Source organism: Caulobacter sp. D5 (genome assembly GCF_003185805.1).
Classification (GTDB): Bacteria; Pseudomonadota; Alphaproteobacteria; order Caulobacterales; family Caulobacteraceae; genus Caulobacter.
Genome location: NZ_QHJY01000026.1, coordinates 32128 through 55594 on the forward strand (window position 1 = coordinate 32128; position 23467 = coordinate 55594).

The following is a 23467-nucleotide window of genomic DNA, read 5'->3' on the forward strand; positions in this document are numbered from 1 at the left end:
ACGCCATGGTGCGGGGCCGCAGGAAGATCTCTCTCGCCGAACACCGCTTGCGACACCACGCGCCAGACCTGGCCGAGGATCGCGTCCGGGCCCTGGGCGCGATCTGGGATGAGGTGGTCAAGCGCATCATCTGGGCGATGCTGGCGCGCGACGACGACGACAAACCCGACCTACATGTCAATGTGGCGGCCGAGATGACCAACCTTCTGGCGCACATGTCCCTGTTCCTGACCGAACGGGTCGTCGACCAGCGGCTGGGTGAGCGTCGTCCCCAAGACATTGACCCGCAGGCCGAGCGGGCCGCCTGTTTCGACGCGGCCGGCCTAGCCGACATCAAGGGCACGGCGGTCAACGCCCATGTGGTATGGCGCCGGCGCCTGGACGAGCGCTGGGTTCCCAAGTCTCGCAAGGCTCTTGATAGGGACGCCTCCCCGCCCCCGCCCAAGCCGATCGCCGTCAAGCCAGTGGCCGACAAGCACTTCATCAGCAAGTGGTTCATCCGCGATCACTGGGCCCAGGGCCAGACGGCGACGCGGTGGCGCAGGGGCGGCGACGGGTGGTCCCGGGTGACGATCCCGTTTGGACGCTGGGGCTACCGCCAGCACCTGTGGAGCGATCGTCTCGAGGCCTATTTCGCGCTCATCGAGGGAAAGGCCAAGCGGCCGGTGCAGATGCTGATGCGCACCATCCCGCTCAATCCGCCCCAGACCCAGGCCTTGGTGGCCTATCTGGTGATCCACTTCCTGCGCAATCCCAGGCTCATCCGCGCCCTGTGGCGTGAAACGGCCGGAGACCTGGAGGACCCCGCTTCTGTGGGCCTCAGCATGGAAGACATGGTCCAGCATGTGTTCGACGAAGTGTTTACCGACAAGGAAGTCTATTCGACCTTCGCCAGCCCGCTGATGTCCAGCCGCTGGGCCATCGTCGCAACTGCGGAGCCGATCTTCGTGCTACCCGACACGTTCTGCGCCTATGGTCATGTTGGCGAGGCCCTTCGCGTGATTGCGCCGCTGACCCCATACAAGTGCTTCGTGACCTTGCCCGATACCGAAGAGGTCAAGCGCATCGTGCCCGTGCAAGTGACCCTCGAGCCCGACCAAGCCAAGGCGCTGTCGGCTCTGCTCGTCGGCACGGCCGAGGTCGAGTTCCTGTCCGATCCCCGATTTCAACCGCCTCATCAGGCCGAGCCCGGCTTTTTGGACGTGCTCACGGCAATCGCGACCGCGTCCGAGGTGTGCCGGTGAGCCAGACTTGGCGCAGACGCGACCGCCGATGTGCCGTAAGGTTGAGTTTTAGGACAAGCAGTAGCTCATAGCCACGCGCTCCCCGGTCCCCGGGGTGTCGTTCGAAAATCGGCCTCTGCTCGCCTAGCCACGTCCGCCTACAGGGAGGCGCGGTCCGGCGGGGGCCGGGAATCTTGAGACCGAGCTTGAGTGTGGAACGGTTGTCATTGACGGCGCCGCCGACGCAGGACACCGGTCGCGCCAGGGCGGAGCCGGACGCGAAGCGGTTGGTTCAAGCGAGGTTCTCACGCCTCGACGCCGCGCTTTCAGCGGCGCGGGTCGAGTCAAGAACGATGGCTTCCCAAAGCGCAAGAGTCGGTGGGCCCGATATCCGCCTCAAGGCCGATCATGTTTGGCGCGGGCTCAGGACGAACACCACCGTGGCGGTTCGGTGACCGCGTTCGTCATTCGGGTCGGCGACCCAACGCGGACCAGAAACTTTCAGTGTCATCCCGCTCTTCTTGGCCAGCTTGGCCACAGCCGCCTCGCGATGGGCCACCTTCGCCTTCATTGAGGCCTTGGCCCGAGCCGCCGGCGCCCTGAGCAAGGTCGCCACGGCCCCGTACCGAACCGTGCCGCCGTAGGACGCTCCGGCGGCACGGACGAAGTTGATGACCCGAACGGCGTCTTCGCATAGGCCTTCAGTGCGCTCACTGCGCTTGATCTCGATCATGGCGCGTGGCTTGTCCGGCGCGTCGGGTCCGCTGGTTCTCGTCCACAGAACCAAGTCAACCTTGCCGCCAGGCTTGTCCTCGACGTCTCGCAGACAGTGGGGCCGGCGGCCGGGTTGGATCCACCTCTGACTGTAGGCCAGGACCCCCGCAAATGTCTGCTCCATGGTGATCAAGGCGGTGTCGCCGTTGTCCTTGATCGCCGTAGCCAGATGGCGCGCGCAGGTCGAGGTCAGCAGGCTTTCGACACCCCACTCCTCGATCGACTCCCCGCCGGTCCACGCATGAAAATCGCGGACCGCTTCGGCCATGGCCGCGTGCAGCACGGTCGTGACGTCACGGCGGTTCATGTTGAACCGGCCTTGCGCCGCGAGACCCGCCCGTTGCAGGCCGCCGTCTCCAGGTGATGGACTTTCTCGGGACCTGACACCGCCCGCTCCTGATTGCAGACAAGGCCGTTGACGGCCAAGCTTAAGGCGAGACTTGTGGCGTGCGCCGCCTAGCGTTGCAATTGGCGGCGCCCAAAACGGAGAGGGTCATGGCCTACGATGATCGGGGATCAGCGGGATTGGCGCCGCCGAGCGAGATTTCGGCGCCGGACATCTTGCGGTTCCACGCGCTCATCGACCAGATCGAGGCGGCTGCGGGGTCCTATGCCATGGCCGGGCTTCAGCGACGCCGCACCGAAATCGGCGACCTGAAGCGGGAGAATAGATCTCTTTTCGGGCTGCGGGACCGCAGCGAGTCCTGGGCCTACCACCTGGGCGGACGGAGCGAGCTTCAGTTCAACGTCGGGATCGACCAGCTGCCGGATGGGCGCAGCGCCTTCAGAGCGGGTGTCGCCTTCTCGTTGGAAACCAGCCGCTCCCTGCCCGACATCTCCCGGCTGGAACCCAAGATCGCCTGGTTCAATGCCTGGATGCGAGACCATCCCGAGGCGTTTTCGGATCTGGCGATGTGGTCGTATCGCCGCAGCGTGCGCAGCGACGATCGGCCGGCCGGGCCTATCCCCGAACATCTGATCGAAACCGGGACGTTCATCTTCGTGGGCGGCCGACAGGCTTTTTCGAAGGCGGATCCTCATCAAGCCCTGCGGACGATGGACCGCTTTTTGCCGCTATGGGACTGGGTCGAAAGCCGGCGCGGACTGACGATCAGTGACGCGGTGCCCCCCGAACGCGAGCCGAAATCACGTTTGGAAGTCTTGCGTCTGGAGTCCGGCCGCGAACTTGACGGCAGGGCCTGGACGACGGCGACCACTCGCGAGCGCACCTTCGATGTGTGCCTGCGCCATGCCGAAATCCAGAAGCAGCTGAAGATCGCCCTGCTGAACGAGGGATGCACCGATGTGATCTTCGAGCCCCGGATTGGGTCACGGGCCATCGATGTCGTCGCGCGGCACGGTCAGGCGCTCTGGTTCTACGAGGTCAAGACTGGCGGATCGGACCGGGCCTGCCTGCGCGAGGCGATCGGCCAGCTTCTAGAATATGCGCTCTGGCCCGGCGCGACACGGCCCGAGCGCCTCTTCGTGGTCGCCGAGCCGCCCTTGACCGCGGACGGAGCGGCCTACCTCGCCCAGCTCAACGCCGCCTTTCCCCTTCCGATCGCCTACCGACAGCTGGCCTTGGCATGATCATGAACCTCGTGAGCGCTCATGCCCCCTCCCCTGTCTGATCCCGTTGAAGGGGGCCGGCCCACCAGCGAGGCTTGTAGAGCGAGCCGAGACGCGGGCCTGGACGAAAGGGTTGCAGCATCGGCGTCCGAAAGTCGCTTTGAACCGGCTTGCGTGGTGTGCGGGAAGCAACCGACCGTCAAATCACACCTCCTCCCCGCCGCGGTCGGCCGGGACATCAAGGGCGATCAGCGATCCTTCTTGGTCGGATCCAGGCGCCACGACGGCAAGACGATCACCCAATCTGGGATCTTCGATCGCATTCTCTGCGATCCCCACGAGCGAGCGCTCCACGATTACGAGGAGGCGGCGATCGCATTTTGTCGAACCCTGGCGATCACGGCGGCGGAACGAAGCCGGGGCGTCTTCATCCGGCACGGCGTCGAGGCCAATATGCTGGTGCGCTTCGCTTGCTCTGTGCTCTGGCGATACCACCAGTCTCGCCGGATCGAGGCCCGGGGCGTGGATGTCGGCGGTTGGGAGCCAGCCCTGCGCGCGGTCACGTTTGACGGCGACATGCGCAGGGCGCCGGAGGTGCTGACCCTCGTCGTCGACGCGCCGCCTGTCCCGGCTGATCGGTTCGCGGTCAGCCCTTCGCGCGGCAGGTTCGACGACCGTGTAGTCTGGAACATCGTTCTTTATGGACTGGCGTTCGTCGTAAAGCTCGACAAGCGGCCCTTCCCGAAGGTCCAGCACCAGACCGGCGTCATCAATGGTCGGGACCATATCGGCGGGAAGGTCCAGACGCTTACGGTCGCCGACATTCGCGAGATGCAGGCGATAACCCGCCGAATGAAGCGAGGGGGGCCGATGCGATGAGAGCGCTGGGCCCCGGCGTAACCACACCGTCCGGTAACTGCGCTTCGGCTCGCGGGTGCTCAAGCTGCCGCGCGGGATTGTCGTTATTGTTCAACTTGCCGAGGTGGCTATGCGTCGAACGGTGATCGACACCAACTGCCTGGGCCACGGCGACCTGGAAAACTATTTGGGCGAGGCCAGGGACAACAAGGGTCTGATCTCGCAGGTGACGATGATCGAGATTCACAAGGACGCGGCGATCGATATCACCCGCAAGCTGATGGCGATCGCGTGTCGCTACCCGCGCCAGATCGAGATCCTCCAAGATGAATCCGACCTCACCTGCATGTCCGGCGGCACACGGCGGCTGGCGCGACGCTTGATCGATCCCGTCCAGACCGCCCAATTCGGGGCCTATTGCGAGACCGTCATCCAGGCCCCGGTCGACGCGGAGATCCAAGCGCAATTCCAAGCCCTGCAGGCGCAATCACAGGGCTACATCGCCGACACGTCTCGGCGCGCGGCCAATCTCTTCAACCTCTACCGCCTGGCCGAGCAGGCGTTCACCGAGAGCGATCTTCGCCACCTGCGCAAGCGCGACAGTTTCCCCGGAGACCTACAGCTGAAGCTCGTCGACTTCGCATTCGCGGTGCGGGCCGTGCTGATCCGCGGCGGAGCGGAGCCGGCCTCGGCCTTTCCCACCGTGACAGGCGAGGTGATCAACACCGTTCTGTTCCGTTACAGCCTGCTCGTCGCGCTCTACTTCGCCCGGTGGGTCAAGACGGGTAAGACCGACATCACCAACCCATCACGCCTGACCAACCAGCTTCTGGATTTCAAGATCGCCGCCGTGGCCACCTTCTTCGATGGGTTGTTGACCAAGGAGCCGGCCTTGGCCGAGCTCTTCGGCGAGGCGGTTGTGGTGGCGGGCGCGATGGGCGGATACGTTCGCTGCGGGCAGTCTCCGATCTTGCGCGCCGTGCCCTAAGGGTCGCTGAGGCCTTCGATCGTCGTGGACGCCCGAAACATGTGAGGCTGGATGGATCTGGAACCGAGGTTGGCGCCATGACCCTAATTCTGGCCTCGATCGCCGGCGATAAATTCTGGGCGATGTCCGACATCCTGGTGTCGGTCCTCGGCGCGCAGCCCGACCGTTCGGCCAACCTGCCTCTGCACGGCCAGGCTATCGTGCTCGCCACCGACAACCACACCGTCGTCGGGACCGCCCAGAAGTCGATCATCCTAGGCGATCTGGTCCTCATCCAGTGGGCCGGAAGCCAAGTGGTCGGCGAGGCGGTGGCTCGGGCGATCCTGAAGGCCCTGGAATCCGGACATGGCGTCAATTTGGACGCCATCCTGCACGACCCCGAATTTGGCCTGGTGAGCGCGACCGACAACGCCGTGGTCGTTCACGTCCACCTTCCGGATGGGCAGATCCTGCGCGGAGCGGTCAATGTCCGAACCGCCGACGGCATGGAGACCGTCTTCGCCGGCACCGGCGCGTTCAACTTCCTCGACGACATCGAGACCGAGCTGACGGCCCGGGGAATCGCGGACGGCAAGGCGACCGACCGCTGGTACGCGCGTGTGGCCCTGGTGCTGGCAGAGGAGTTCTTCTTCAAGGACCCGCTGGAGCACGCCTATGGGGGCTGGCACGAGGTGATCCTGCCCTTGCCGTGGGGCGGGTTCGGCAAGGCGTCCTATCTGGTCAAGTTCTGGACGATCGACGACGGCAAGATCATCAGCGGTCCGGTCTTCACCAGTTGGTACCTCGACCAACATCTCTGCATCCTCGGGGCCACCGGCGGCCATGGCCTGGGTGAGCGCCACAAGCTGATGATCGTGCCGGCCTGGAACATGCCGTCGATCGACGCCGCCGCGGCCCTGGCCGGGTTCGAGCAGGCGATGTTCCAAATCCACGTCGTCAACAATGGCGGCATGATGAAGTTCTTCTGGGCCCGCAATCCTTGGCCCGATGGCTTTGGGATCGACCTTGTCGACGGCGAGCCCCAGATCACGGTTGGGCGCGAGGTGGTCGCCAAGATCCTATCCGAGGACGAGCGCGCCGCAACGATGACCAGGACGTCAATGTCCGAGCTCTAGTTTGACCGCGAGGGATAACCTGACGGGACTGGCCTCGGGCCAACGAAGCGATCCGGGGCTGGTCAGCGCGCGTTGTGCCCTCCACGTCTATGGCGATCCGTCGGCGTGTCGGTCTGTCGGCCCTGGCGTCCCGATCACCGGCGCCTAGACCAGGTTTCGATAGCCGCCTTGCACCGCTTCCCGCTCAGCTTTAGCGTTGTGCGGGATGCTACGCGGCCGTGTGGGCCCGCTCGGGGACGCGGCTGGATCGCGCCGGCCGCCGACCTCGCCATCAGAAGGATCGCCGTGCGGATCGTCAGGGTCGAAATCCAGAACTTCCGGGGCATTGGGACGCTCGACTGGCATCCCTCTCCAGGCATGAACTGCCTGATCGGGCCCGGCGATTCCACCAAAACCACGATCCTCGACGCGATCGAGCTGGCCCTCAATCCCAGGTCAAACTATCTGGGGGACGACACCGACTTCCATAATCTCAACTTCGATCTGCCCGTCAGGGTGACGGTGACGCTGGTCGGTATTCCGGCCGAGTTCTGCGTCGACACACGCTACGGGTTGTATCTTCGCGGCTGGGACGAGACGGCCGCGAGGCTCGTGGACGAGCCGGGCGATGGGCTGCTGGAGGCCCTGTCGGTGCGGGTCGAGATCGATCCATCGACCCTTGAAGGCCGGTGGGCGATCTATAACGATCGCCTGGCCGGGGACGTCGATCCGCCGTCGCTGCGCTACAAGGATGCGCTGCAGCTGGCGACGACGCGGCTGGGCCCTTACGCCGAACGGCATCTGGGCTGGGGACGTCAGTCGATCCTCAATCGCATCGGCGAAGGCGGGCGGATGAGCGAGCAATTGGCCAGCGCCAGCCGCGCCGCCCGCGCGGCGTTCAAGACCAGCAACAAGGACGTGTTCGCCATCCCCACGGCCCGCGCCGAGAAGCTGGGCAAGCACTTCTCGGTCCGGGTTCGCGAGGCTTTCACCGCCGAACTCGACGTCCAGGGCTCGGCGATCACGTCCGGCGGCGTCGTTCTCCATGACGGCGACCTGCCTTTGCGCACGCTCGGCACCGGCTCTTCACGGTTGATCGTCTCGGCCCTGCAGCACAATGCCGGGGGCTCTCATATCGCCCTGGTCGATGAGATCGAGCATGGCCTGGAGCCGCACCGGATCGCCCGGCTGCTGAAATATCTCCGCAACCCGCCGGCGCTGGAGGGTGACGCCGCTACGCCCGGTGCCGCCGCGCCGCAGACCTTCCTGACCACCCATTCCAACGTTGTGATCCGCGAACTCGACGCACGGGACATCCACGCCGTCCGCTCCCATGAGGGCCGAACCCAAGTGCGGTCGGTGGAGCAGACGGCCGAGACGCCCGAGGTCGCCCAGCGCCAGCTGCGCGCGTCGCCCGAGGCCTTCCTGGCGCAGCGCATCGTGATCGGTGAAGGCCGGACGGAATGTGGGCTCCTGCGCGGCCTGGACGCTTGCTGGATCGCCGAGGGCAAGGACTCGTTCGCACTCCGCGGCGTGGCGGCGATCGATGGCGGCGGCGTTCCCAACGCCGTGACCCTGACCCAGTCTCTTCTCGATCTTGGCTATGAGTGCCTGGCGCTGCTCGACTCCGACAAGCCGCCGTCACGAGACTCCGTGGCCAAGGTCGAGGCCATTGGCGGGGTCGTCTTGGAGTGGGGAGATGATTGCTCGACCGAGGAGAGGATCTTCCGTGACGTCCCTTGGGCGACGGTGGACGCCCTGGTGGGCCTGGCGATCCAGTGCAACACCGAAGACAGCGTTCGAACGACCCTGCGGGCGACCTGCAAGGCCAGGAAGATCGCCGAGCCGGCCGATCTGCCCCTTCCGGCCAGCTTCGACACCCCCCAGCATCGCGCCGCCTTGGGGTTCACCGCGCGCGAAAAGTCATGGTTCAAGACCATTCCGCGAGGCGAACGGCTCGCGGTGCTGGTGTACCCGTGCCTGGAGGATATCTCGGCCACGCCCCTGGCCAAGCATCTGTCCCGTCTCCGCGCGTGGGTCGATGGCTGATCCGCCCGTTGACGACCTGGCCGCCAGGATCTGCGCGGTACAGGCCGGGTCGATCGTGGCGGCGGCGGGTTGCGGCAAGACCGAGCAGATCGTCAACGCCACCGTCCAGAGTCAGGGTCGTCGGCTCATCCTCACCCATACCCACGCCGGGGTCGACGCCCTGCGCAAGCGCATGCGCGAGAAAGGGGTGTCGACCAGCCAGTACGCCATCGACACCATCGCCGGCTGGTGCCTGCGTTACGCGGCCGCCTATCCGCTCCGATCCGGCCTGAAGGTGGCCACGCCCAAGGGGGATCAAGACTGGACGGCGGTCTACGCCGGGGCGATCGCGTTGCTGGAGAGCGGCGCCGTCACCCAGGTTCTGGAGGCTTCCTACTGCGGTGTGTTCGTCGACGAATACCAGGACTGTGGGGGCGCTCAGCACCAAGTCATCGCGGCCTTGTCGGAGGTGCTGCCCGTCTGCGTGTTCGGTGATCCCTTGCAGGCGATCTTCGATTTTGGGCAGACGCCCGTCGATTGGCGCAGCGAAGTGTTTTCTCAGTTTCCGAAACTTTCGACCCTGACCAAACCCTGGCGATGGCATCGGCACGGAAACGCCGATATGGCCAACTGGCTGGAGACGGTGCGCCCCGTCCTAGAGGCCGGCCAAGCGCTGGATCTCGCCGGCCGGCCAGCCTGTGTGACCTGGGAATGGCTGCCGGACCAGGACGGTCCTCGCCAATCCAAGATCATCTCCACCTGTCTCAAGGCGATGAAGGGCGACGGAAACCTGGCGGTGATCGCCGACCCGGCCAACCTCAACGGGCGAGCGCTGATCGCCAAAAAGCTCGGCCGGCAGGGCTTCTCCAACATCGAGCCCATCGAGTGCAAGACCGTGTACGCCGCGGCCAAGAAGCTGGCGGCGACCTCGGGGTCAAAGCGCCTGGTCGCGCTTTTGACCTTCCTCGAGCAATGCATGTCCGGCGTCGCGCAGGGCGAGTTCCTCAAGGCCGTGGCGTCGCGCAAGGCGGGCGGCAAGCTGGGTCGCGCCAAGTTCGGGGATCTTGTCGAGCTTGGATTGACGATCGATCAAGGTGCGGGCGACGAGGTCTGCTTGGCCTTGATCGAGGGCTTCGCCGCCCAAGCGAAGACGTTCGTTTTCCGCCGTGAAATGCTGTTTTCCATGCGCTCGGCCTTGAGGATGAAGGTGGCGGGCGACGCCGCCGATCTGTCGGACGCCCTATGGCAGGTGCAGACCAAGATCCGTCACGCGGGTCGGCAGATCCCCTACTACAGCGTCGGCAGCACCCTCTTGGTGAAGGGTCTGGAGTTCGCCAATGTCGTGGTCATCCACTCGGCCAATATGAACAACAAGGACTGGTACGTCGCCCTGACGCGGGCGACCCACCGGTTAACGATCCTGTCGCCGAAATCGGTCATCGCGCCGGGGTTCGCGTGAGCGTCGGATATTCGCCCCAAGGACGTTGAACGTCTAGGTCGCGAGCAACGCCTTGCAGGCGGCCACGAATTTGGGCGTCCCCGCGGCCAGGCGGTCCAGAAGATCGTCCAGGGTCATCGGCGGGTTCTTCAACCGGGCGACCTGGACGGTGAGCGCGGCGGTCAGGGCCTGAGGCGTCTTTTCCAGCAGCAGGCAGAGAAAGTCGTCGGGACTGATGGCAGCCACGCCAGGCGGCAGCTTGGCGAAGTCCTTCAGGTTGCTGGTGACAATCAAGCCGGCCTCGGCCTGGACCGCGCACGCGGCCACGTGACGGTCCTTGACGTGGTTGGGCATGGCGGGGATCAGGGGCTCGTATCCTTCGACCAAGGCGTCCTCGAACTGAAGATCAAGGGTCGCGCGAAGGCGTTCGGCCTTAGGTGCGGTCAGGCGGCCGTCCGCCACCAGGTTACGGGTGGCTTCCTCGACGATGAACGCGCTCCAGCGTGGCTGAAAGCAGCCGGCCGCCGCCGCCGACAGCAGGGTGTCGCGCAGAGGCAGCGGATAGAGGACATCGGCGTCGAGGACAGCGACGATCACTGGGGCTTGGCCTTTCGGATCCGCAGCCGACGGCCAGGCTTCGGGGCCGCGTCGGCCGGCTTGGCCAGGAGGTCTTCGACGGTCGCGGCGGGCTTGGGCTTGGTCTTGGCCTTCTGTTGGTTAGCGAGCATCTGGGCGAGCGTGGACTTAGGCGCGGGTTTGGCCGCCTTGGGCTCGCGCAAGGCCCGCAGGGTGGCGGCCACGTCGGTGGCGCCAAGCTCCTGTGCGCGTTCCACGAAGGCGTTGTAGGTCGCCGCCTGCAGACCCGCGGCCTTCAGCTTCAGGGCCGGGTCGCCGCTTGGATCGATCTTGGCCTGGTAGAGCGAGACGATCACCGCGTGCGGATTGGGCAGGAACGCCAGGCCCATGGCCTGGGCCCCGCTGGGCGCGACCTCAACGAAGCCGAGATCGACCAGGCGGCGCAGGCGATCCTGGAAGGTTCTGGGCCCGCGCTGTCCGGCGAACCCGGCCGCGAAGGCCAGGTCTGGCATGCGGCCCAGGCGCACGAAGGCGTTGTCCCACGTCGCGCACCACAGGGCGACATAGGTGTCCGACAACGGCTGGCCCTTGGACAGCTCGTCTAGGATCCGGCAGATATAGGGCATGGTCTTGGGCATGGTGGTGAAGCCATGGAAACGGTTGCGATCCCACATCCGCGCCTCGGCGTCAGGGAACAGGCTGTCGCGCAGCTCGACGTCGCGATCGCGGATGGCCTTGCCTTTCACGCTCGGCATGGGAGGGCTCCTATAAGGCGGTGGAAATTCCGCTGTGGGGTAGGCTTATAAAACAAAACGTCAATGAAGTCAGTGTCATAGGTGTGCACCCAGACTAGTTAGCTCGGCGATTTTATGGCATCGGAGAATATGAGTTTGTCACGCAAGAGGCGACTCGAATAGTGGCTTGGCTTGTTTATGCCGTTCGGGTCATGTAACCTGCTGATCTGGCTCGAGGATTCGACAAACCCTATGTGCTGGCGGTGATCGGGTGCTGGGCTGTGCTGACCATGTGCTCCCGGTGCTGGCTGGGGGATCGGCCAAGGGGGGAGCGCTGGTTGCGTTTGTAGCGTTTATACCGCACCTGATGATGATGACCCGCACGACCGCCTCCAGAAAGATCGACAAGACGGCTCGCCCCGCCGTGCCGGCGTTGCTGTCGTTCGACGATCGCCAGATGGCCGCCCAGCTGTCGGACCTGTTGTTGGGCGGGGCTGGCGGTCCTGGCCGGCTGTGCCTGGCGCGAGGCGATGGCTATGCGATCGCTCTGTCTCCGGCCCTGGTGAAGGTTCTTGAGACGGTCGCGGAAATGGTCACGGGCGGCGCCAGTGTCACCGTGCTGCCCAGCCACACCGAGCTGACGACCCAAGAGGCGGCCGACACGCTCAACGTCTCACGGCAGTACCTCGTGCGCCTGATCGATCGTGGCGACCTGCCCTCCCACAAGGTCGGCGCTCACCGCCGGGTGCGCGCCGAGGACCTTGCTGCCTATCGTCACCGCCGCGACCAGGCGCGCCGCGAGGCCCTAGATGTTCTGGCCGCCGACGCGCAGGACGCTGGCGGCTATGACACGCCGATGAGCTTTGGGCCGCGTCGGCGCTGAGCGCTGGGTGCGGGTTCAGGCCCGGTCGGAGAACCGCTCGAAGGCGGTGATGCGGCGGCGGGAGAGGCCGGGGTCGTAGCCGTAGATGTCCTGGGCCAGGTAGGCCAGTTCGGCGTCGCGGTCGGCCTCGGCGACGTCGCGATACCAGGCCTTGGGGCCGGTGGCCTCGTCGCCGTTCCAGCGGTAGCCGCGCTCCTTGAGCCGATCCTTCATCTCGAACGGCGAGCGGTCGGCAACGATGCGCCAGGTCGGGGCGCGGGCCGCCTCCAGCAGGTGGGCCAGGGCGGTGCGGCCGCTGGAGAACGGTCGGGTCAGGATCTCCAGCCCGGCCAGGCAGTCGTTCTCGGCGCGGTGGCCGTCGAAGAAGAACCCGCACTGGCTGGCCAGGTAGGAGAGCTTGGTCCCCTCGTACCCCTCCCCTTTCCAGTCCACCTGGCTCATCGAGCAGGCCCAACCCTTGAGCTTGAAGGCCTCCGTCAAGCGTTCGGCGAACGGGCGGTCGAAGGCGGCGTTGTGGGCCAGGACGATCACCGCCGGGGCGATGAAGGCCGCCACCTGATCGGGGTCGAGAATCTGGCCCGCGACCATGGCGTCGGTGATGCCGGTGATCCGGGTGATCTCCGCCGGGATCGGCTTGGAGGGTTCGCGCAGGGCGACGAAGGGCGCGCCCACCGCGCATAGGCGACCCTCGGGGTCGTAGTCGAACGGGATCATCGCCAGCTCGATAATCTCGTCGCGGCGGGGATCGGTGCCCGTGGTCTCGGTATCTAGATAGACCCCCCTTTTGAGGGTGGCGGGGTCATAGTCGGCGTGCAGGGTGCAGGTCTCGAACTGGCGCAGCAGCCGGTAGCGGCCGGTGGCTTCGAGTTGGCGCGCCATGGCGTCTAGCGCTTCGGGCGTCAGATCGGTTTGCGATGTTTCGGGCATGCGATTCCTTCGGCGTCTACTCTGCCATACCGCCGGGAAAGTGGGCGACGCCGCCATAGGGCTTCGGCGGGGCGAGGTGCTTCGCGATGCTGTTCTAAGGACGTTGGAAAAACCGAAGGAGCCGCCGGAGCGCGACGGTGGTGGGGCCGCGTGGCCGGTGCCTTGGCCCCTGTCAGAAAGCGGACCCTCCCAAGGTCAGAGATGAGTCACGTATGCGCCTTCGGGGCTGCCTGATGATAGCCGGCCGGATCGGCGATCCAGCTATTGATCGCCGACTCCCGCCAGCCGGCGCCATGGACGCTGATGGCCACCTGCTTGGGGAAAGAGCCCTCATTGATCTTCCGATAAAGGGTCGATCGGCTAAGGCCCGTTCGGGCCAGCACGGTACGAATACGCAGGATACGGTCTGACTCGGCCATAGCTTAGACTCCACAGAATGAGATCTGAAGGCATTCGACGAGCCAGAATTGGATCGAGTTTTGGAAGCCGCAAGACCCCCGAACAGCCAGATCGTACTGTGGGAAGCAAAAAGAACCTCCCGGCGGTAAAAAAGTATGTCGGGAGTACTGGCTGCAGCCTGAGCGTATCTCTTCGCACCTGGGTGCGGTTCGTTGCAGCTGGCTGCGCCTACTTCCGAAGGCGGACGCCAGGCCCGCCGGTTTCATCGGCGTCTAGGAAAGAGACCCCCGCTTGCTCCAAGGCGCGCTTAACCGCGTCCACATTGGCCGCGGAACTCCGACCCGGTCCAGATGCGCTCTCCATGCGCACAATCGTCGGCAGCGACACTCCAGAGGCTGCGACTAACTGCGGCTGGCTCCAACCAACGAGGGCGCGAGCAGCTTTGATCTGTGCAGCCGCTATCATGGGGCGATAATTTTATTATCATGGATGCGCATTTTATAATTGACCTGAATGGCGCTGTGAGTGATGATAAAATTCTCACTTATGATTAGCGAGCAGAGGTCATGGAGTCACGTCGAAAGGCGGGGCCTACGCCCGCGCGTCTGGATCAACTCTCCAGGCGGGCCGTGATGGCAGGTGGCGCGATTACGCCACTGACGGCAGGCTTGCCGGTTCCTGCGGCACAGGCCGATCCAGCCGTGGCGCTCTGTCAGCGCTGGCTTGCAGCCGACACCGAGCAGCGGCGCCTCCTCAGTGAGTGGAGCCGGCTCGAAGGCTGGCTGATGCGGAAGATGAATTGGTATCGACTTTCGCCGGAAGAGCAGGCGGCGATCCCCAAGGGCGTGAGACTTAGCGAGATCGACGCTCGCCTCGACGTGCTTCAGGTCGAGAGGCTCGCGTTGCTGAAGGCCATGCGTCCGACGCCGGCCGCCAGCATCGAGGCAGTGATCGCCAACCTGATGGTGGCGTCCCGCCTAATTTTTGAGGAAGACGAGCCAGAAGCGCACGGGCTGATCACGCGGGCCGCGCGCGATCTGGCCGCCTTCTGTGGCAAATGACTTGCAGCGGGCCCCGTAGGCGCGACGGCGCTGACCGCCCGCTCGCGGCGACATTCCGGCGCAACGCCGCGAGCTTCCATCTGTCAGCCGAGCACGCGCTGGAGCGCCATCCCGAAGGAACGCGCTATCACCTTGCCATCGCTATCGAACTGGCGCTCAAGGCCTATCTGCTCGACCGTGGCATCACCGACGACTGGAACCGGATCCAAATCCGCCACGACCTCGTGAAAGCGCTGAGGTCGGCCAGGCGGGCGGGCTTCCGGATTGAGCCCGCCGGGCTTGCGGATCTCGCCGCGCTGTTAAGTCCATTCTACCAAACCCACACCATCGCGCGCATGCCGGCGGAGAGCATCGCGGCGGCGAACTGGGCGCAGGCCTGCCAGATCGTGCGGACGCTGATCGACGCCGTCGAAGCTGCCGCGACCTGGGGTGAGGCCGATGGCGGGGGAGATCGCCGATGACTCCCCTTCGATTTTTGTGGCCCCTGAGCTCGAGCCAGTGGTGGCGCTGGCGGCATCCAAGTCTGTGGCGCGGCCGAACCTTCGACCCGCACAATGCCGGACAGGTGATGTCCTATGCGGTGATGCGGCTGCCGACGCGGACGCGCGACGTCTTCCTGCTCAATGCCGTCAAGGCGCTCGATTACGGCTTCATCGCCCGCCACATGGGCCTGTCGGTCGGCGAGGTCCAGGCGCATTTGGCGCGCGCGTTGGTCGAGGTTTCTCGCACGGTCGACCTGATCGAGCGCAGCCGGCCCGCCCCACGCTCACCGCCCAGTTCGGAGCTTTTCGATGCCTAAGGACAAGGGGCCTTTGCCGATCTCTCGCCGCGTCGTCATCGGCGCCGCCAGCGCCGCGCCCGTGATGGCCGGCGCCAATGTCGGTGCGGCTGCGGTGAGCCCGGTCGTTACGCGCTGCGCCGAATGGCTGGCGCTCGACGCCGAGATCGGCCGTCTGCTTTCTCGATGGTCGGATCTGGAAACCATTCTCGTCGAGCAGAAGCGCTGGGAGCGCATGACGCCCGAGGAGCGGGTGGCGCTGTCTCCCACCGAGGAGATGGACGCCATCGACGAGGAGCTAAAGCCGTTGTTCGATCGTCAGCGCGACTGGCTCGACGGGCTGGCCGTGTTGCGGTCCTCCGAATTGAAGGGCGCGGTCGCCAAGCTGGAGGTGGCGCTGCAGGTGATGATCCACCAGCAGGGCGACGGCTATGACCTCTTCAAGTCGGCGATGGTAGACCTGCGCATCACCCGTTGTCCCAACTGTGGGACGCCGACCTGCGGCGGCTAGGTCTTCCCCCCCGGTGTGTCGACTACCCTCCGCGCCGCCGGCTTCCTCTCCCGTGGCGGGAGCCAGGACCGGAACGGTCGGTGCTCGCCCTGGAGCGCTTGGAGAGCGTCTGCCGGGCGGGATGGTGCGGGTCAAGGGCGGCTTCGCCGTCGCTCCGCGATGCGCGCCCAAGGGCGCGCACCCTTGACGCGCGCCAGCCCGTCCGGCCCTTGTTCCACCATGCGATCCAGGGCGTATGGTCTCCGAGGGGAGGGCGGTCGGCGCCCGTGATGGGGATCGGCCTCAGCCCTGGCCGTTCTTGGCCTCGGCCTCCGCCTCAAACGCCCGCTTCCCGCCGCGCCGCCAGAGCGCCAGGGTGTGCTCGGCATCAGCGCCCTTGAGCATCGCCGCTAAGGTCAGGAAGGCGCCGTAGAGCGCGGCGCGATCGTCGCGGGTGAGATCAACGAGGCCGGCCTTTTGCACGAGGCCGCCCAGTTCGATCAGGTGACGGATCCGCTCACGCCGCTTCACCACCCAGGCCCGCGTGTCGAGCCGGGCGCGCCGGGCTTCCAGGCGATGGCGCGCGGCTGTTGTGCGCCGCTCTGCCTCATTGGTCGCCGCCAGCGCCTGGCGCAGCGTCCGAACGTGCGGGCTCGCCCTTGCCGCCGCGAAAGAACTCCGCGCCGCGCTTCCTCCAGGCTTGCTTGCGCGCGTCGTCTCCAGCGTCGGTGAGACCCAGCAGCCCGCCGGCCAGGGTCTCGACGTCGAAGGCGTCGGCGCCGGTGGCGATCACCAGCTCGCCAAGCTGCCTGACCTTGCGATCCTTCAGCGTCTTGGCCTTGTCTTCGAGGCTCTTGAGCTCTGCATCGAAGTCACGGGGTTTGCGCATCGCAGTCTCCTTCGATTGCGGAATGCGCTCAGGATAAAACAGCGGGCCCTGGAATGCTGTAAGGTCGCCGGAGCAGACTGGGACGGCCCGGTCCCTCCCGAGATTTTAATCTTGGAGGGCGCGCTTATACGTCGTGCCGACGTGCGCTTGAGGGGGTAAGTGGTCTGTCGCCATGGCGATCTACCACTTCAGCGTCAAAGTCATCAGCCGCGCCAGCGGGGCCAGCGCCGTGGCCTCGGCCGCCTATCGCTCCGCCAGCCGGCTGCACGACGAGCGGCTCGATCGCGACCATGACTTCACCGGCAAGAGCGGCGTCGTCCATTCCGAAGTGATGCTGCCGGACGGAGCGCCCGAGCAGCTTTCCGACCAAGCCACGCTGTGGAACACCGTCGAGGCCGGCGAAAAGCGCAAGGACGCCCAGCTCTCGCGCGAGGTCGAGTTTGCCATCCCCCGCGAGATGGACCAGGTCCAAGGCATCGCCTTGGCCCGCGACTTCGTCCAGCGCGAGATGGTCGATCGCGGCATGGTCGCCGATCTCAATGTGCATTGGGACATCGGCCCTGATGGCCTGGCGAAACCGCACGCCCACGTCATGTTGTCGATGCGCGAAGTTGGCGAGGAGGGCTTCGGCGCCAAGGTCCGCGACTGGAACCGCACCGAACTGGTCGAGCACTGGCGAGAAGCCTGGGCCGACCACGTCAATGAGCGGCTCGCCTCGCTCGACATCGACGCGCGGATCGATCACCGCAGCCTGGAAGACCAGGGCATCGAGCTTGAGCCGCAGAACAAGATCGGCCCCGCGGCCGGGCGTATGGCCGGCGAGGGCCTGGAGGCCGAACGGCTCGAAGATCATCGGCGGATCGCGCGGGAGAATGGCGACAAGATCATCGCCGATCCGCGCATCGCGCTGGACGCAATCACCCACCAGCAAGCGACGTTCACCCGCCAGGATCTGGCCAAGTTCATTCACCGCCACTCGGACGGCAAGGAGCAGTTCGATCGCGCCATGAGCGCGGTGCAGGCCTCGCCCGAGATGGTGGCGCTGGGCCAGGACGGCCACGGCCAGGATCGCTTCACCAGCCGCGAGATGCTCGCCGTCGAGGATCGGCTGCATCGCGCCAGTGAGTTGATGGCCCAGCGCGGGGCGCACGAAGTCAGTCAGCTGCAACAGCGGCGCGCCTTGGCGCAGGCAGGCGAGCGGGGGCTTGTCCTTTCCGGCGAGCAGAGGGCGGCGTTCGAGCACGTCACCGAAGGTCGGGATCTGGGGGTCATCGTCGGCTATGCCGGCACGGGCAAGTCGGCGCTCTTGGGCGTGGCGCGGGAGGCCTGGGAGGACGCCGGCTACCGCGTCCAGGGCCTGGCGCTGTCGGGCATCGCCGCCGAGAACCTGGAAGGGGGATCGGGCATCGTCTCGCGCACCATCGCCAGCCTTGAGCATCAATGGAAGCAGGATCGCGAGTTGCTCGACGCGCGCGACGTGCTGGTGATCGACGAGGCCGGCATGATCGGCTCGCGGCAGATGGAGCGCTTGCTGTCGACCGCCGAGAAGGCCGGGGCCAAAGTGGTGCTGGTCGGCGATCCCGAGCAGCTCCAGGCCATCGAGGCCGGCGCGGCGTTCCGCTCGATTGCCGAGCGTCATAGCCACGTCGAGATTACTCAGGTCCGTCGCCAGCATGAGGACTGGCAGCGCGACGCCACGCGGCATCTGGCCACCGGTCGGACGGGCGAGGCGCTCGCGGCCTACGAGGCGCGGGGCATGGTCCACGCCGCGCAGACCCGCGACCAGGCGCGCGAGGACCTGGTCGAGCGCTGGGATCGCCATCGGGTCGCCGAGCCGGACAAGAGCCGGATTATCCTCACCCACACCAACGATGAGGTGCGCGATCTCAATCTGACGGCCCGCGAGCGCCTGCGTCAGGCCGGCGCCTTAGGCGAGGACGTGACGGTCAAGGCCGAGCGGGGCGAGCGGGCGTTCGCCACCGGCGACCGGCTGATGTTCCTGAAGAACGATCGCGGGCTGGGCGTGAAGAACGGCATGCTTGGGGAGATCGAACAGGTCTCGCCGACGCAGATGAGCGTGCGGCTCGACGTCGGGCGATCGGTCGTCTTTGACCTGAAGGACTACGCCCAAGTCGATCACGGCTATGCGGCCACCATCCATAAGAGCCAGGGCGTCACGGTTGACCGCGCCCATGTGCTGGCGACGCCCGGTTTGGATCGCCACGGCGCCTATGTCGCTCTCTCGCGTCACCGCGACAGCGTGCAGATCCACTACGGCCGCGACGAGTTCGAGGATCTGGGCAAGCTGACCCGAGTCCTCTCGCGCGAGCGGGCCAAGGACATGGCCAGCGATTTCGCGGAGCGCCGCGACATCCACGTGCCGGCGTCGGTGCGACCGAAGGCGCCGCCGCAGCGCGAGCGCGGGATGTTCGCCGGCTTCAAGCCGGCTAGCCCGGTGCGGGAGCCGGCGGCGGCGGCGCGGGGCGTTGGCCAGTTCGACCAGCATCGCGCGATCGAGCGCCATGCGCGCGCCGCGGTCGACGTCATGCGGATGGACGAGCGCGGTCTGCCGGTCCTGGCCCACCAGCGGAGGGCGCTGGAGGAGGCGCGACAGGCGCTGGGGAAGATCAGTCCGCACGCCGCCAAGGATCTGGAGCGGGCCTATGTCCGCGATCCGGCCATGGCCGGCGAGACCGCCGCAGGGCGCACGCAGCGGGCCATCCGGGTTCTGCAGCTGGAGGCCGAGGTGCGGGCCGATCCGCGTTTGCGGGCCGATCGGTTCGTGGAGCGTTGGCAGGGCCTGGAGCGGCAGCGCACGGCGCTACATCGCGTTGGCGACATGAGCGGCGCGGGCCAGGTCAAGGCGCGCCTGGGCGACATGGCCAAGAGCCTGCAGCGCGATCCGCAGGTGGAGTCGCTGCTTCGCGGCCGGCGGGCCGAGCTTGGCCTGCCGCCGGAGATGGGGCGCAGCGTCAGGCAAGGGCTGATCGAATGCCTCGGCATCGGCCGAGGGCGCGGGCTTGGCATCTAGGAGGCGATGATGGAGCACGAGATCGGATCAGAGGCGCAGGGCGATCCGGCCGCGGCGGCGTTCGAGGCGCTGCGGCGGGAGGTGGCGTTGCTGAACGTCGCGGTGGCGGGGCTGGCGGCCGAGCGGGCGGCGGCGCCCGATTACAGCGAGACGTTGGGTGAGATTTATAAAGGCTTGTCGGTGGTGGGGGCGCGGCTGGGGAAAGTGATGGCCAGTCCGGCCTTGGCGCTCAGCCCTGCGGAGGTGGCGCGACAGATCGCGGCGGCGGGCGAGGAGGCGCGGCGGCAGGACCGGGCGACGCTCAACCAAGCGCAGGAGGGTCTGCGGCGGGCGACGGGTGATCTCGACGCGTGGGTCGATCGGGCGCGGCTGGCGAGCGTTCAGAACTGGCGGTTGGTGCAGGCAGCGGTGGCTGGGTTGCTGGTCGGGGCCGTTCTCGGCGTCTTGCTGCCTAATGTCGTGGCGCGGGCGGCGCCCGAGCGGTGGGCGTGGCCGGAGAAGAGGGCGGCGCATGTCCTGCGGCGGGATCTGTGGTCGGCGGGCGAGCGGTTGCTACAGACCGCCGACGCTGGGAGATGGCGCGACAGTCGAATAGGTGGGCGGATCGTTGCCCAGAACCGTCAGGCACTTGCCGTATGCGCTAAGCGCGCTGCAGCATCCAAGTCCAAACGGTCTTGCGTAACCAGACTAGCGCTATGAGACTAGGCGGTCTGCTGGCAATGTCGGCTTTGCAATCACAGCGTGGGAAAATCGACGATCTGCGGCCGTCCGGAGAGACGGCCTGCGCCGGTGTAGGGCAGGCAGTTGGTAAGCGCCGCGATGGCGCGAGCTTCAGCGATCAGCCGCGCGTCGCTGGGGCGGGCGTTGTCGGGCCGCAAGATTTTTGGTGGGCTGGCGATCTGGCCTCCTGCGTCCAAAATGACCTCCAGCCTCACCGCGACACCCGAGCGTCCGGGCAGCTTCTTCCAGCACGGCTCAACGAAGCCGAATAGGCCGCCCGCACCGGCGCCCTTGCCGCTGGTCGGCGCTGATGACCGCGGGCCGGCTGAGGGCTGGGCGACTTGGCCGTCGCGGTTCCGTCCCGCGCCTTGCCCTCCGTCGTCGCGCTCTACCTTTCCCTCGCCGACACCTTCGGCGTCGCCGTGGCTGCGTTCGGCGCGGGCCGCTTCCACTGCATCGAGCAAGCTGCGCGCGCTGACGCGCGACTGGTCTTGAGAGAGAGGGATAGCGATTGCGGGATCGGCCTGGCGGAGCCTGGCCAGCAACTGCGCCACCTGGGCCGCGTGGGTCTGGGCCGGATCAGGCTGCTCGGCGCCCGCGCGGCCGGAAAGTTCCACCGCCACGTAGGGTTCGACCGGCCCTTCGGCCTCGCCGCCGCCGGCGGCGGCCAGTTCGCCTCCCGGCCGGCCGAATATCGCCAGCAGCAGAACCGCGTGCAATGCGACGGACGTCATTAACGCCAGGGCGTCGCGCCTATTAAGTTTTCGAGGGGCGCGAGCGTTTGGAGTGAAGCTCAAGGCGAGTAACCACTGGTTGCGCGCCGGGCTTATATGATTGAGGACCTGTTCGGAAGTTCTTGTGTGTGGGAGCAACGCGCGCTGGTCCGTAAGATCATCATCGGCGTTTTTCGTCGCGACCCTCGCGCACCGTCGAGCGGTTCGCCTCAGTCGACGCGCTGGTGGCGCGGGTAATGCTTTTCATGTGCGTGACCCTGCTCTTGGCCGCCGCCCAGGCACTGCTGCGCCATCTCGCCGACACCGCCACAGTCGCGAGGACGAGACGTCCGGCCGCGGCGACCGCTAGGCGTGGTCGCGTCCGGTGTCGGCGAGGCCCGCGTCTCTAAAGGATTCTCGTTTGGCTGCGCAGCGGGCGCCTTGAAGAGGAGGCGGCCATGCGCCGTATCGAAGCGATCGGCCGTATGGCGCGGGCCGTGCTGATCGCCCTGCTGGGCGGGACGATCAGGCTCGTGATGGCAGGTCTGTTGTCGGGTGTGACCGACTTGCTGACGCGGCCTTGCGTTACAGCACGGTTCGTAAAGCGTCTGCGCTCCCGGTAGGCTTTGCGCGGCAATTGCGCAGGCTGTGGGCGAGATTCAGGTGGCTCGCCGATCACCGAGATGACCAAGTGGCGGTGCATTTCAAAACATATCGATCGCCGACAAGCTTTGCCATATTGACGCTTTCTGGACTAATTGATTATCCCCAGTTGTGTGTGGCGCTCGTACGCGCTGGGGGCGGCTATGTATTGCAGTTTGGGGCGCGCGTTCGGCGCGGCCGCTTTGGCGTCTACGATGCGTGGCGTTGGCGGCCTGGGCTTGGCCGGTTTGATGGTGTCGAGCTTTGCTGCCGGCGCAGTCGCGCAGACCTCTACGGGCGTCCTCTATCGCTACGACGCCGCCGGCCGTGTGGTCGCCGTGCTCTATCCGAACGGTGCAGCTGTCGCCTATGCTTATGACAAGGCTGGCAATCGTACCCAGCTTAGCGCCTCGCCCGCCTCGACTGCGCCCAACGCGTTGCCGATTTCGGCGAGCGCGGTCTTCAACACGCCGACGCCGATTGCTTTGGCTCCGGCGGGAAACTACACCAGCCTCGCCATCGTCTCCGCGCCCACCAAGGGCGTGGTTTCCCTTGGCGGCGAGGTCGCCACCTATACCCCCAACGCCGGCTACATCGGCGTCGACAGCTTCAGCTACCGGGCCATCGGCCCTGGCGGTCAGAGCGCGCCCGCGGTCGTCAGCGTCACCGTGGCTACACCGTCGGCGCCCGGCGCCCGCGCCGTAACCGCGTCAGTCGCCTACAACACGCCCAAGCAGATCACGCTCTATCCCACGGGCGCCTACAGCCAGCTCCAGGTGGTCGCCGCCCCCACGAAGGGCGCCGCCTCGATCAGCGGCGTGACGGCGACCTATTCGCCCTCGTCGGGCAGCTATGGCGCGGACAGCTTCACTTACAAGGCCGTCGGGCCGGGCGGGGAGAGCCGGCCGGCCGTCGTCAGCGTGACGATCAGCACGCCCCCCGCGCCCACGCCGTCGGACCTGAACTTTGCGCTAGCCTACAACAGCACGGTCAACATCTTCATTCCCGCCGACGCCGGGACGTCGCTCTACGTAAGCCAGCCGTCGCTGGGCAAGCTGGCGGCCTGGACCTGGGCGAACGGCGGCTGGAACAGTCTCTACACCGCCAACACAGGCGTGAGCGGCGCGGACGCCTTCGCCTACAATCTCACCAATGTGGGCGGCACGTCGGCCAACCGTCGCGTTGACATTACCATCGCAGCGCCGACGCCGCCGACGGTCGCCGCCGTTTCTGCGACGACCAGCTACAACACGTTGAAAGCCATAACGCTTTCGCCGTCGGGTCTCTACACGACCCTGGCGATCGGAGCCCAGCCCTCGCACGGCTCGGTCACGCTGGCCGGGACGACCGCGAACTACACTCCGACCAACGGCTACTACGGGGCTGACGCCTTCACCTACACGGCCACGGGTCCCGGCGGGACGAGCGCGGCGGCGACGGTCAGCCTGACGGTGCCCGCGCCTGCCGCGCCGACTGTCGCGGCGATGTCGGCCTCGACGGCCTACAACACGCCCAAGGCCATCACCCTGGCCCCGAGCGGGGTCTATGCCAGCCTTTCGGCCTCGGCCCCGGCTCACGGAACGGTGTCGATAAGCGGCACGACGGCGACCTATACGCCGACCAGCGACTACTACGGCGCCGACAGCTTCACC

The 23467-nt window shown here is 66.4% G+C and carries 24 protein-coding genes; 16 read left to right on the plus strand and 8 right to left on the minus strand.

Features of this window, described 5'->3' with window-relative positions; genetic code table 11:
• The first annotated feature begins 5 nt into the window (after positions 1 to 5).
• On the plus strand, positions 6 to 1244 hold the full coding sequence (locus DMC18_RS02155) for a hypothetical protein (protein WP_110132662.1): 1239 nt from the start codon (positions 6 to 8) through the stop codon (positions 1242 to 1244).
• 385 nt (positions 1245 to 1629) lie between these two features.
• Here the strand turns inward: DMC18_RS02155 and DMC18_RS02160 are convergent, their stop codons facing one another.
• Positions 1630 to 2304 (minus strand): hypothetical protein, encoded by a 675-nt coding sequence (locus DMC18_RS02160; protein WP_110121573.1) that lies wholly within the window; start codon positions 2302 to 2304, stop codon positions 1630 to 1632.
• 188 nt (positions 2305 to 2492) lie between these two features.
• Here DMC18_RS02160 and DMC18_RS02165 point away from each other — a divergent pair, with 188 nt between their 5' ends.
• From DMC18_RS02165 to DMC18_RS02190, 6 genes are all read left to right on the plus strand, one after another.
• Positions 2493 to 3587: a hypothetical protein gene (locus DMC18_RS02165; RefSeq protein WP_110121572.1), complete on the plus strand. Its 1095-nt coding sequence runs from the start codon at positions 2493 to 2495 to the stop codon at positions 3585 to 3587.
• Between the two features lie 153 nt (positions 3588 to 3740).
• Complete coding sequence (locus DMC18_RS02170) at positions 3741 to 4445, plus strand: hypothetical protein (protein ID WP_110121571.1); 705 nt, start codon at positions 3741 to 3743, stop codon at positions 4443 to 4445.
• 55 nt (positions 4446 to 4500) lie between these two features.
• Positions 4501 to 5412: a hypothetical protein gene (locus DMC18_RS02175; RefSeq protein WP_146217948.1), complete on the plus strand. Its 912-nt coding sequence runs from the start codon at positions 4501 to 4503 to the stop codon at positions 5410 to 5412.
• 77 nt (positions 5413 to 5489) lie between these two features.
• Positions 5490 to 6527, plus strand: coding sequence for a hypothetical protein (locus DMC18_RS02180; RefSeq protein WP_110121569.1), 1038 nt, complete (start codon positions 5490 to 5492; stop codon positions 6525 to 6527).
• Between the two features lie 285 nt (positions 6528 to 6812).
• On the plus strand, positions 6813 to 8555 hold the full coding sequence (locus DMC18_RS02185; protein ID WP_110121568.1) for an ATP-dependent endonuclease: 1743 nt from the start codon (positions 6813 to 6815) through the stop codon (positions 8553 to 8555).
• Entirely contained in the window at positions 8548 to 9993 is a 1446-nt protein-coding gene (locus DMC18_RS02190) for a UvrD-helicase domain-containing protein (RefSeq protein WP_110121567.1), read from the plus strand. The genes DMC18_RS02185 and DMC18_RS02190 overlap by 8 nt, the downstream gene beginning before the upstream one ends.
• 33 nt (positions 9994 to 10026) lie before the next feature.
• On the opposite strand, the gene DMC18_RS02195 is transcribed toward DMC18_RS02190, so the two are convergent.
• Both DMC18_RS02195 and DMC18_RS02200 read right to left on the minus strand, forming a co-directional pair.
• Positions 10027 to 10569 carry a PIN domain-containing protein gene (locus DMC18_RS02195; RefSeq protein WP_110121566.1) on the minus strand — a complete coding sequence of 181 codons (543 nt, stop codon included), beginning with the start codon at positions 10567 to 10569 and terminating at the stop codon, positions 10027 to 10029.
• The gene (locus DMC18_RS02200; protein WP_110121565.1) at positions 10566 to 11303 is read right to left on the minus strand and encodes a hypothetical protein; all 738 of its coding nucleotides are present in this window, start codon (positions 11301 to 11303) and stop codon (positions 10566 to 10568) included. The genes DMC18_RS02195 and DMC18_RS02200 overlap by 4 nt, the downstream gene beginning before the upstream one ends.
• A 352-nt stretch (positions 11304 to 11655) precedes the next feature.
• Here DMC18_RS02200 and DMC18_RS02205 point away from each other — a divergent pair, with 352 nt between their 5' ends.
• Entirely contained in the window at positions 11656 to 12165 is a 510-nt protein-coding gene (locus DMC18_RS02205; RefSeq protein WP_199228586.1) for a helix-turn-helix domain-containing protein, read from the plus strand.
• 15 nt (positions 12166 to 12180) lie between these two features.
• On the opposite strand, the gene DMC18_RS02210 is transcribed toward DMC18_RS02205, so the two are convergent.
• Positions 12181 to 13092 (minus strand): 3'-5' exonuclease, encoded by a 912-nt coding sequence (locus DMC18_RS02210; protein ID WP_110121564.1) that lies wholly within the window; start codon positions 13090 to 13092, stop codon positions 12181 to 12183.
• 206 nt (positions 13093 to 13298) lie between these two features.
• Positions 13299 to 13511, minus strand: a complete 213-nt coding sequence (locus DMC18_RS02215) for an AlpA family transcriptional regulator (protein ID WP_110121563.1) — start codon at positions 13509 to 13511, stop codon at positions 13299 to 13301.
• Positions 13512 to 14123: 612 nt separating this feature from the next.
• Between DMC18_RS02215 and DMC18_RS02225 the strand changes: the two genes are divergently transcribed.
• The 4 genes from DMC18_RS02225 to DMC18_RS02240 are packed head-to-tail and all read left to right on the plus strand — an operon-like array spanning position 14124 to position 15841.
• The gene (locus DMC18_RS02225) at positions 14124 to 14552 is read left to right on the plus strand and encodes a hypothetical protein (RefSeq protein WP_233245347.1); all 429 of its coding nucleotides are present in this window, start codon (positions 14124 to 14126) and stop codon (positions 14550 to 14552) included.
• Entirely contained in the window at positions 14549 to 15013 is a 465-nt protein-coding gene (locus DMC18_RS02230) for a hypothetical protein (protein WP_110121560.1), read from the plus strand. Before DMC18_RS02225 ends, DMC18_RS02230 begins: the two co-directional genes overlap by 4 nt.
• Complete coding sequence (locus DMC18_RS02235; protein WP_110121559.1) at positions 15010 to 15351, plus strand: sigma factor-like helix-turn-helix DNA-binding protein; 342 nt, start codon at positions 15010 to 15012, stop codon at positions 15349 to 15351. The genes DMC18_RS02230 and DMC18_RS02235 overlap by 4 nt, the downstream gene beginning before the upstream one ends.
• Complete coding sequence (locus tag DMC18_RS02240) at positions 15344 to 15841, plus strand: hypothetical protein (RefSeq protein ID WP_110121558.1); 498 nt, start codon at positions 15344 to 15346, stop codon at positions 15839 to 15841. Before DMC18_RS02235 ends, DMC18_RS02240 begins: the two co-directional genes overlap by 8 nt.
• Before the next feature lie 282 nt (positions 15842 to 16123).
• Here the strand turns inward: DMC18_RS02240 and DMC18_RS02245 are convergent, their stop codons facing one another.
• A complete protein-coding gene (locus DMC18_RS02245) occupies positions 16124 to 16354 on the minus strand; it encodes a conjugal transfer protein TraD (RefSeq protein ID WP_233248041.1) in 231 nt (76 codons plus the stop codon).
• 73 nt (positions 16355 to 16427) lie between these two features.
• A complete protein-coding gene (locus DMC18_RS02250; protein ID WP_110121556.1) occupies positions 16428 to 16709 on the minus strand; it encodes a conjugal transfer protein TraD in 282 nt (93 codons plus the stop codon).
• Between the two features lie 172 nt (positions 16710 to 16881).
• Between DMC18_RS02250 and traA the strand changes: the two genes are divergently transcribed.
• The gene (gene traA, locus DMC18_RS02255; protein ID WP_110121555.1) at positions 16882 to 19740 is read left to right on the plus strand and encodes a Ti-type conjugative transfer relaxase TraA; all 2859 of its coding nucleotides are present in this window, start codon (positions 16882 to 16884) and stop codon (positions 19738 to 19740) included.
• Positions 19741 to 19749: 9 nt separating this feature from the next.
• Positions 19750 to 20439 carry a DUF6118 family protein gene (locus DMC18_RS02260; protein WP_110121598.1) on the plus strand — a complete coding sequence of 230 codons (690 nt, stop codon included), beginning with the start codon at positions 19750 to 19752 and terminating at the stop codon, positions 20437 to 20439.
• A 35-nt stretch (positions 20440 to 20474) separates the two neighbouring features.
• Here DMC18_RS02260 and DMC18_RS02265 read toward each other — a convergent pair whose 3' ends face one another.
• A complete protein-coding gene (locus DMC18_RS02265; RefSeq protein WP_110121554.1) occupies positions 20475 to 21194 on the minus strand; it encodes a hypothetical protein in 720 nt (239 codons plus the stop codon).
• A gap of 437 nt (positions 21195 to 21631) precedes the next feature.
• Here DMC18_RS02265 and DMC18_RS25830 point away from each other — a divergent pair, with 437 nt between their 5' ends.
• Both DMC18_RS25830 and DMC18_RS02275 read left to right on the plus strand, forming a co-directional pair.
• Positions 21632 to 21796 carry a hypothetical protein gene (locus DMC18_RS25830; protein ID WP_158285838.1) on the plus strand — a complete coding sequence of 55 codons (165 nt, stop codon included), beginning with the start codon at positions 21632 to 21634 and terminating at the stop codon, positions 21794 to 21796.
• Between the two features lie 234 nt (positions 21797 to 22030).
• The coding region (locus DMC18_RS02275; RefSeq protein WP_158285839.1) for an Ig-like domain-containing protein at positions 22031 to 23467 on the plus strand (1437 nt) is incomplete at its 3' end.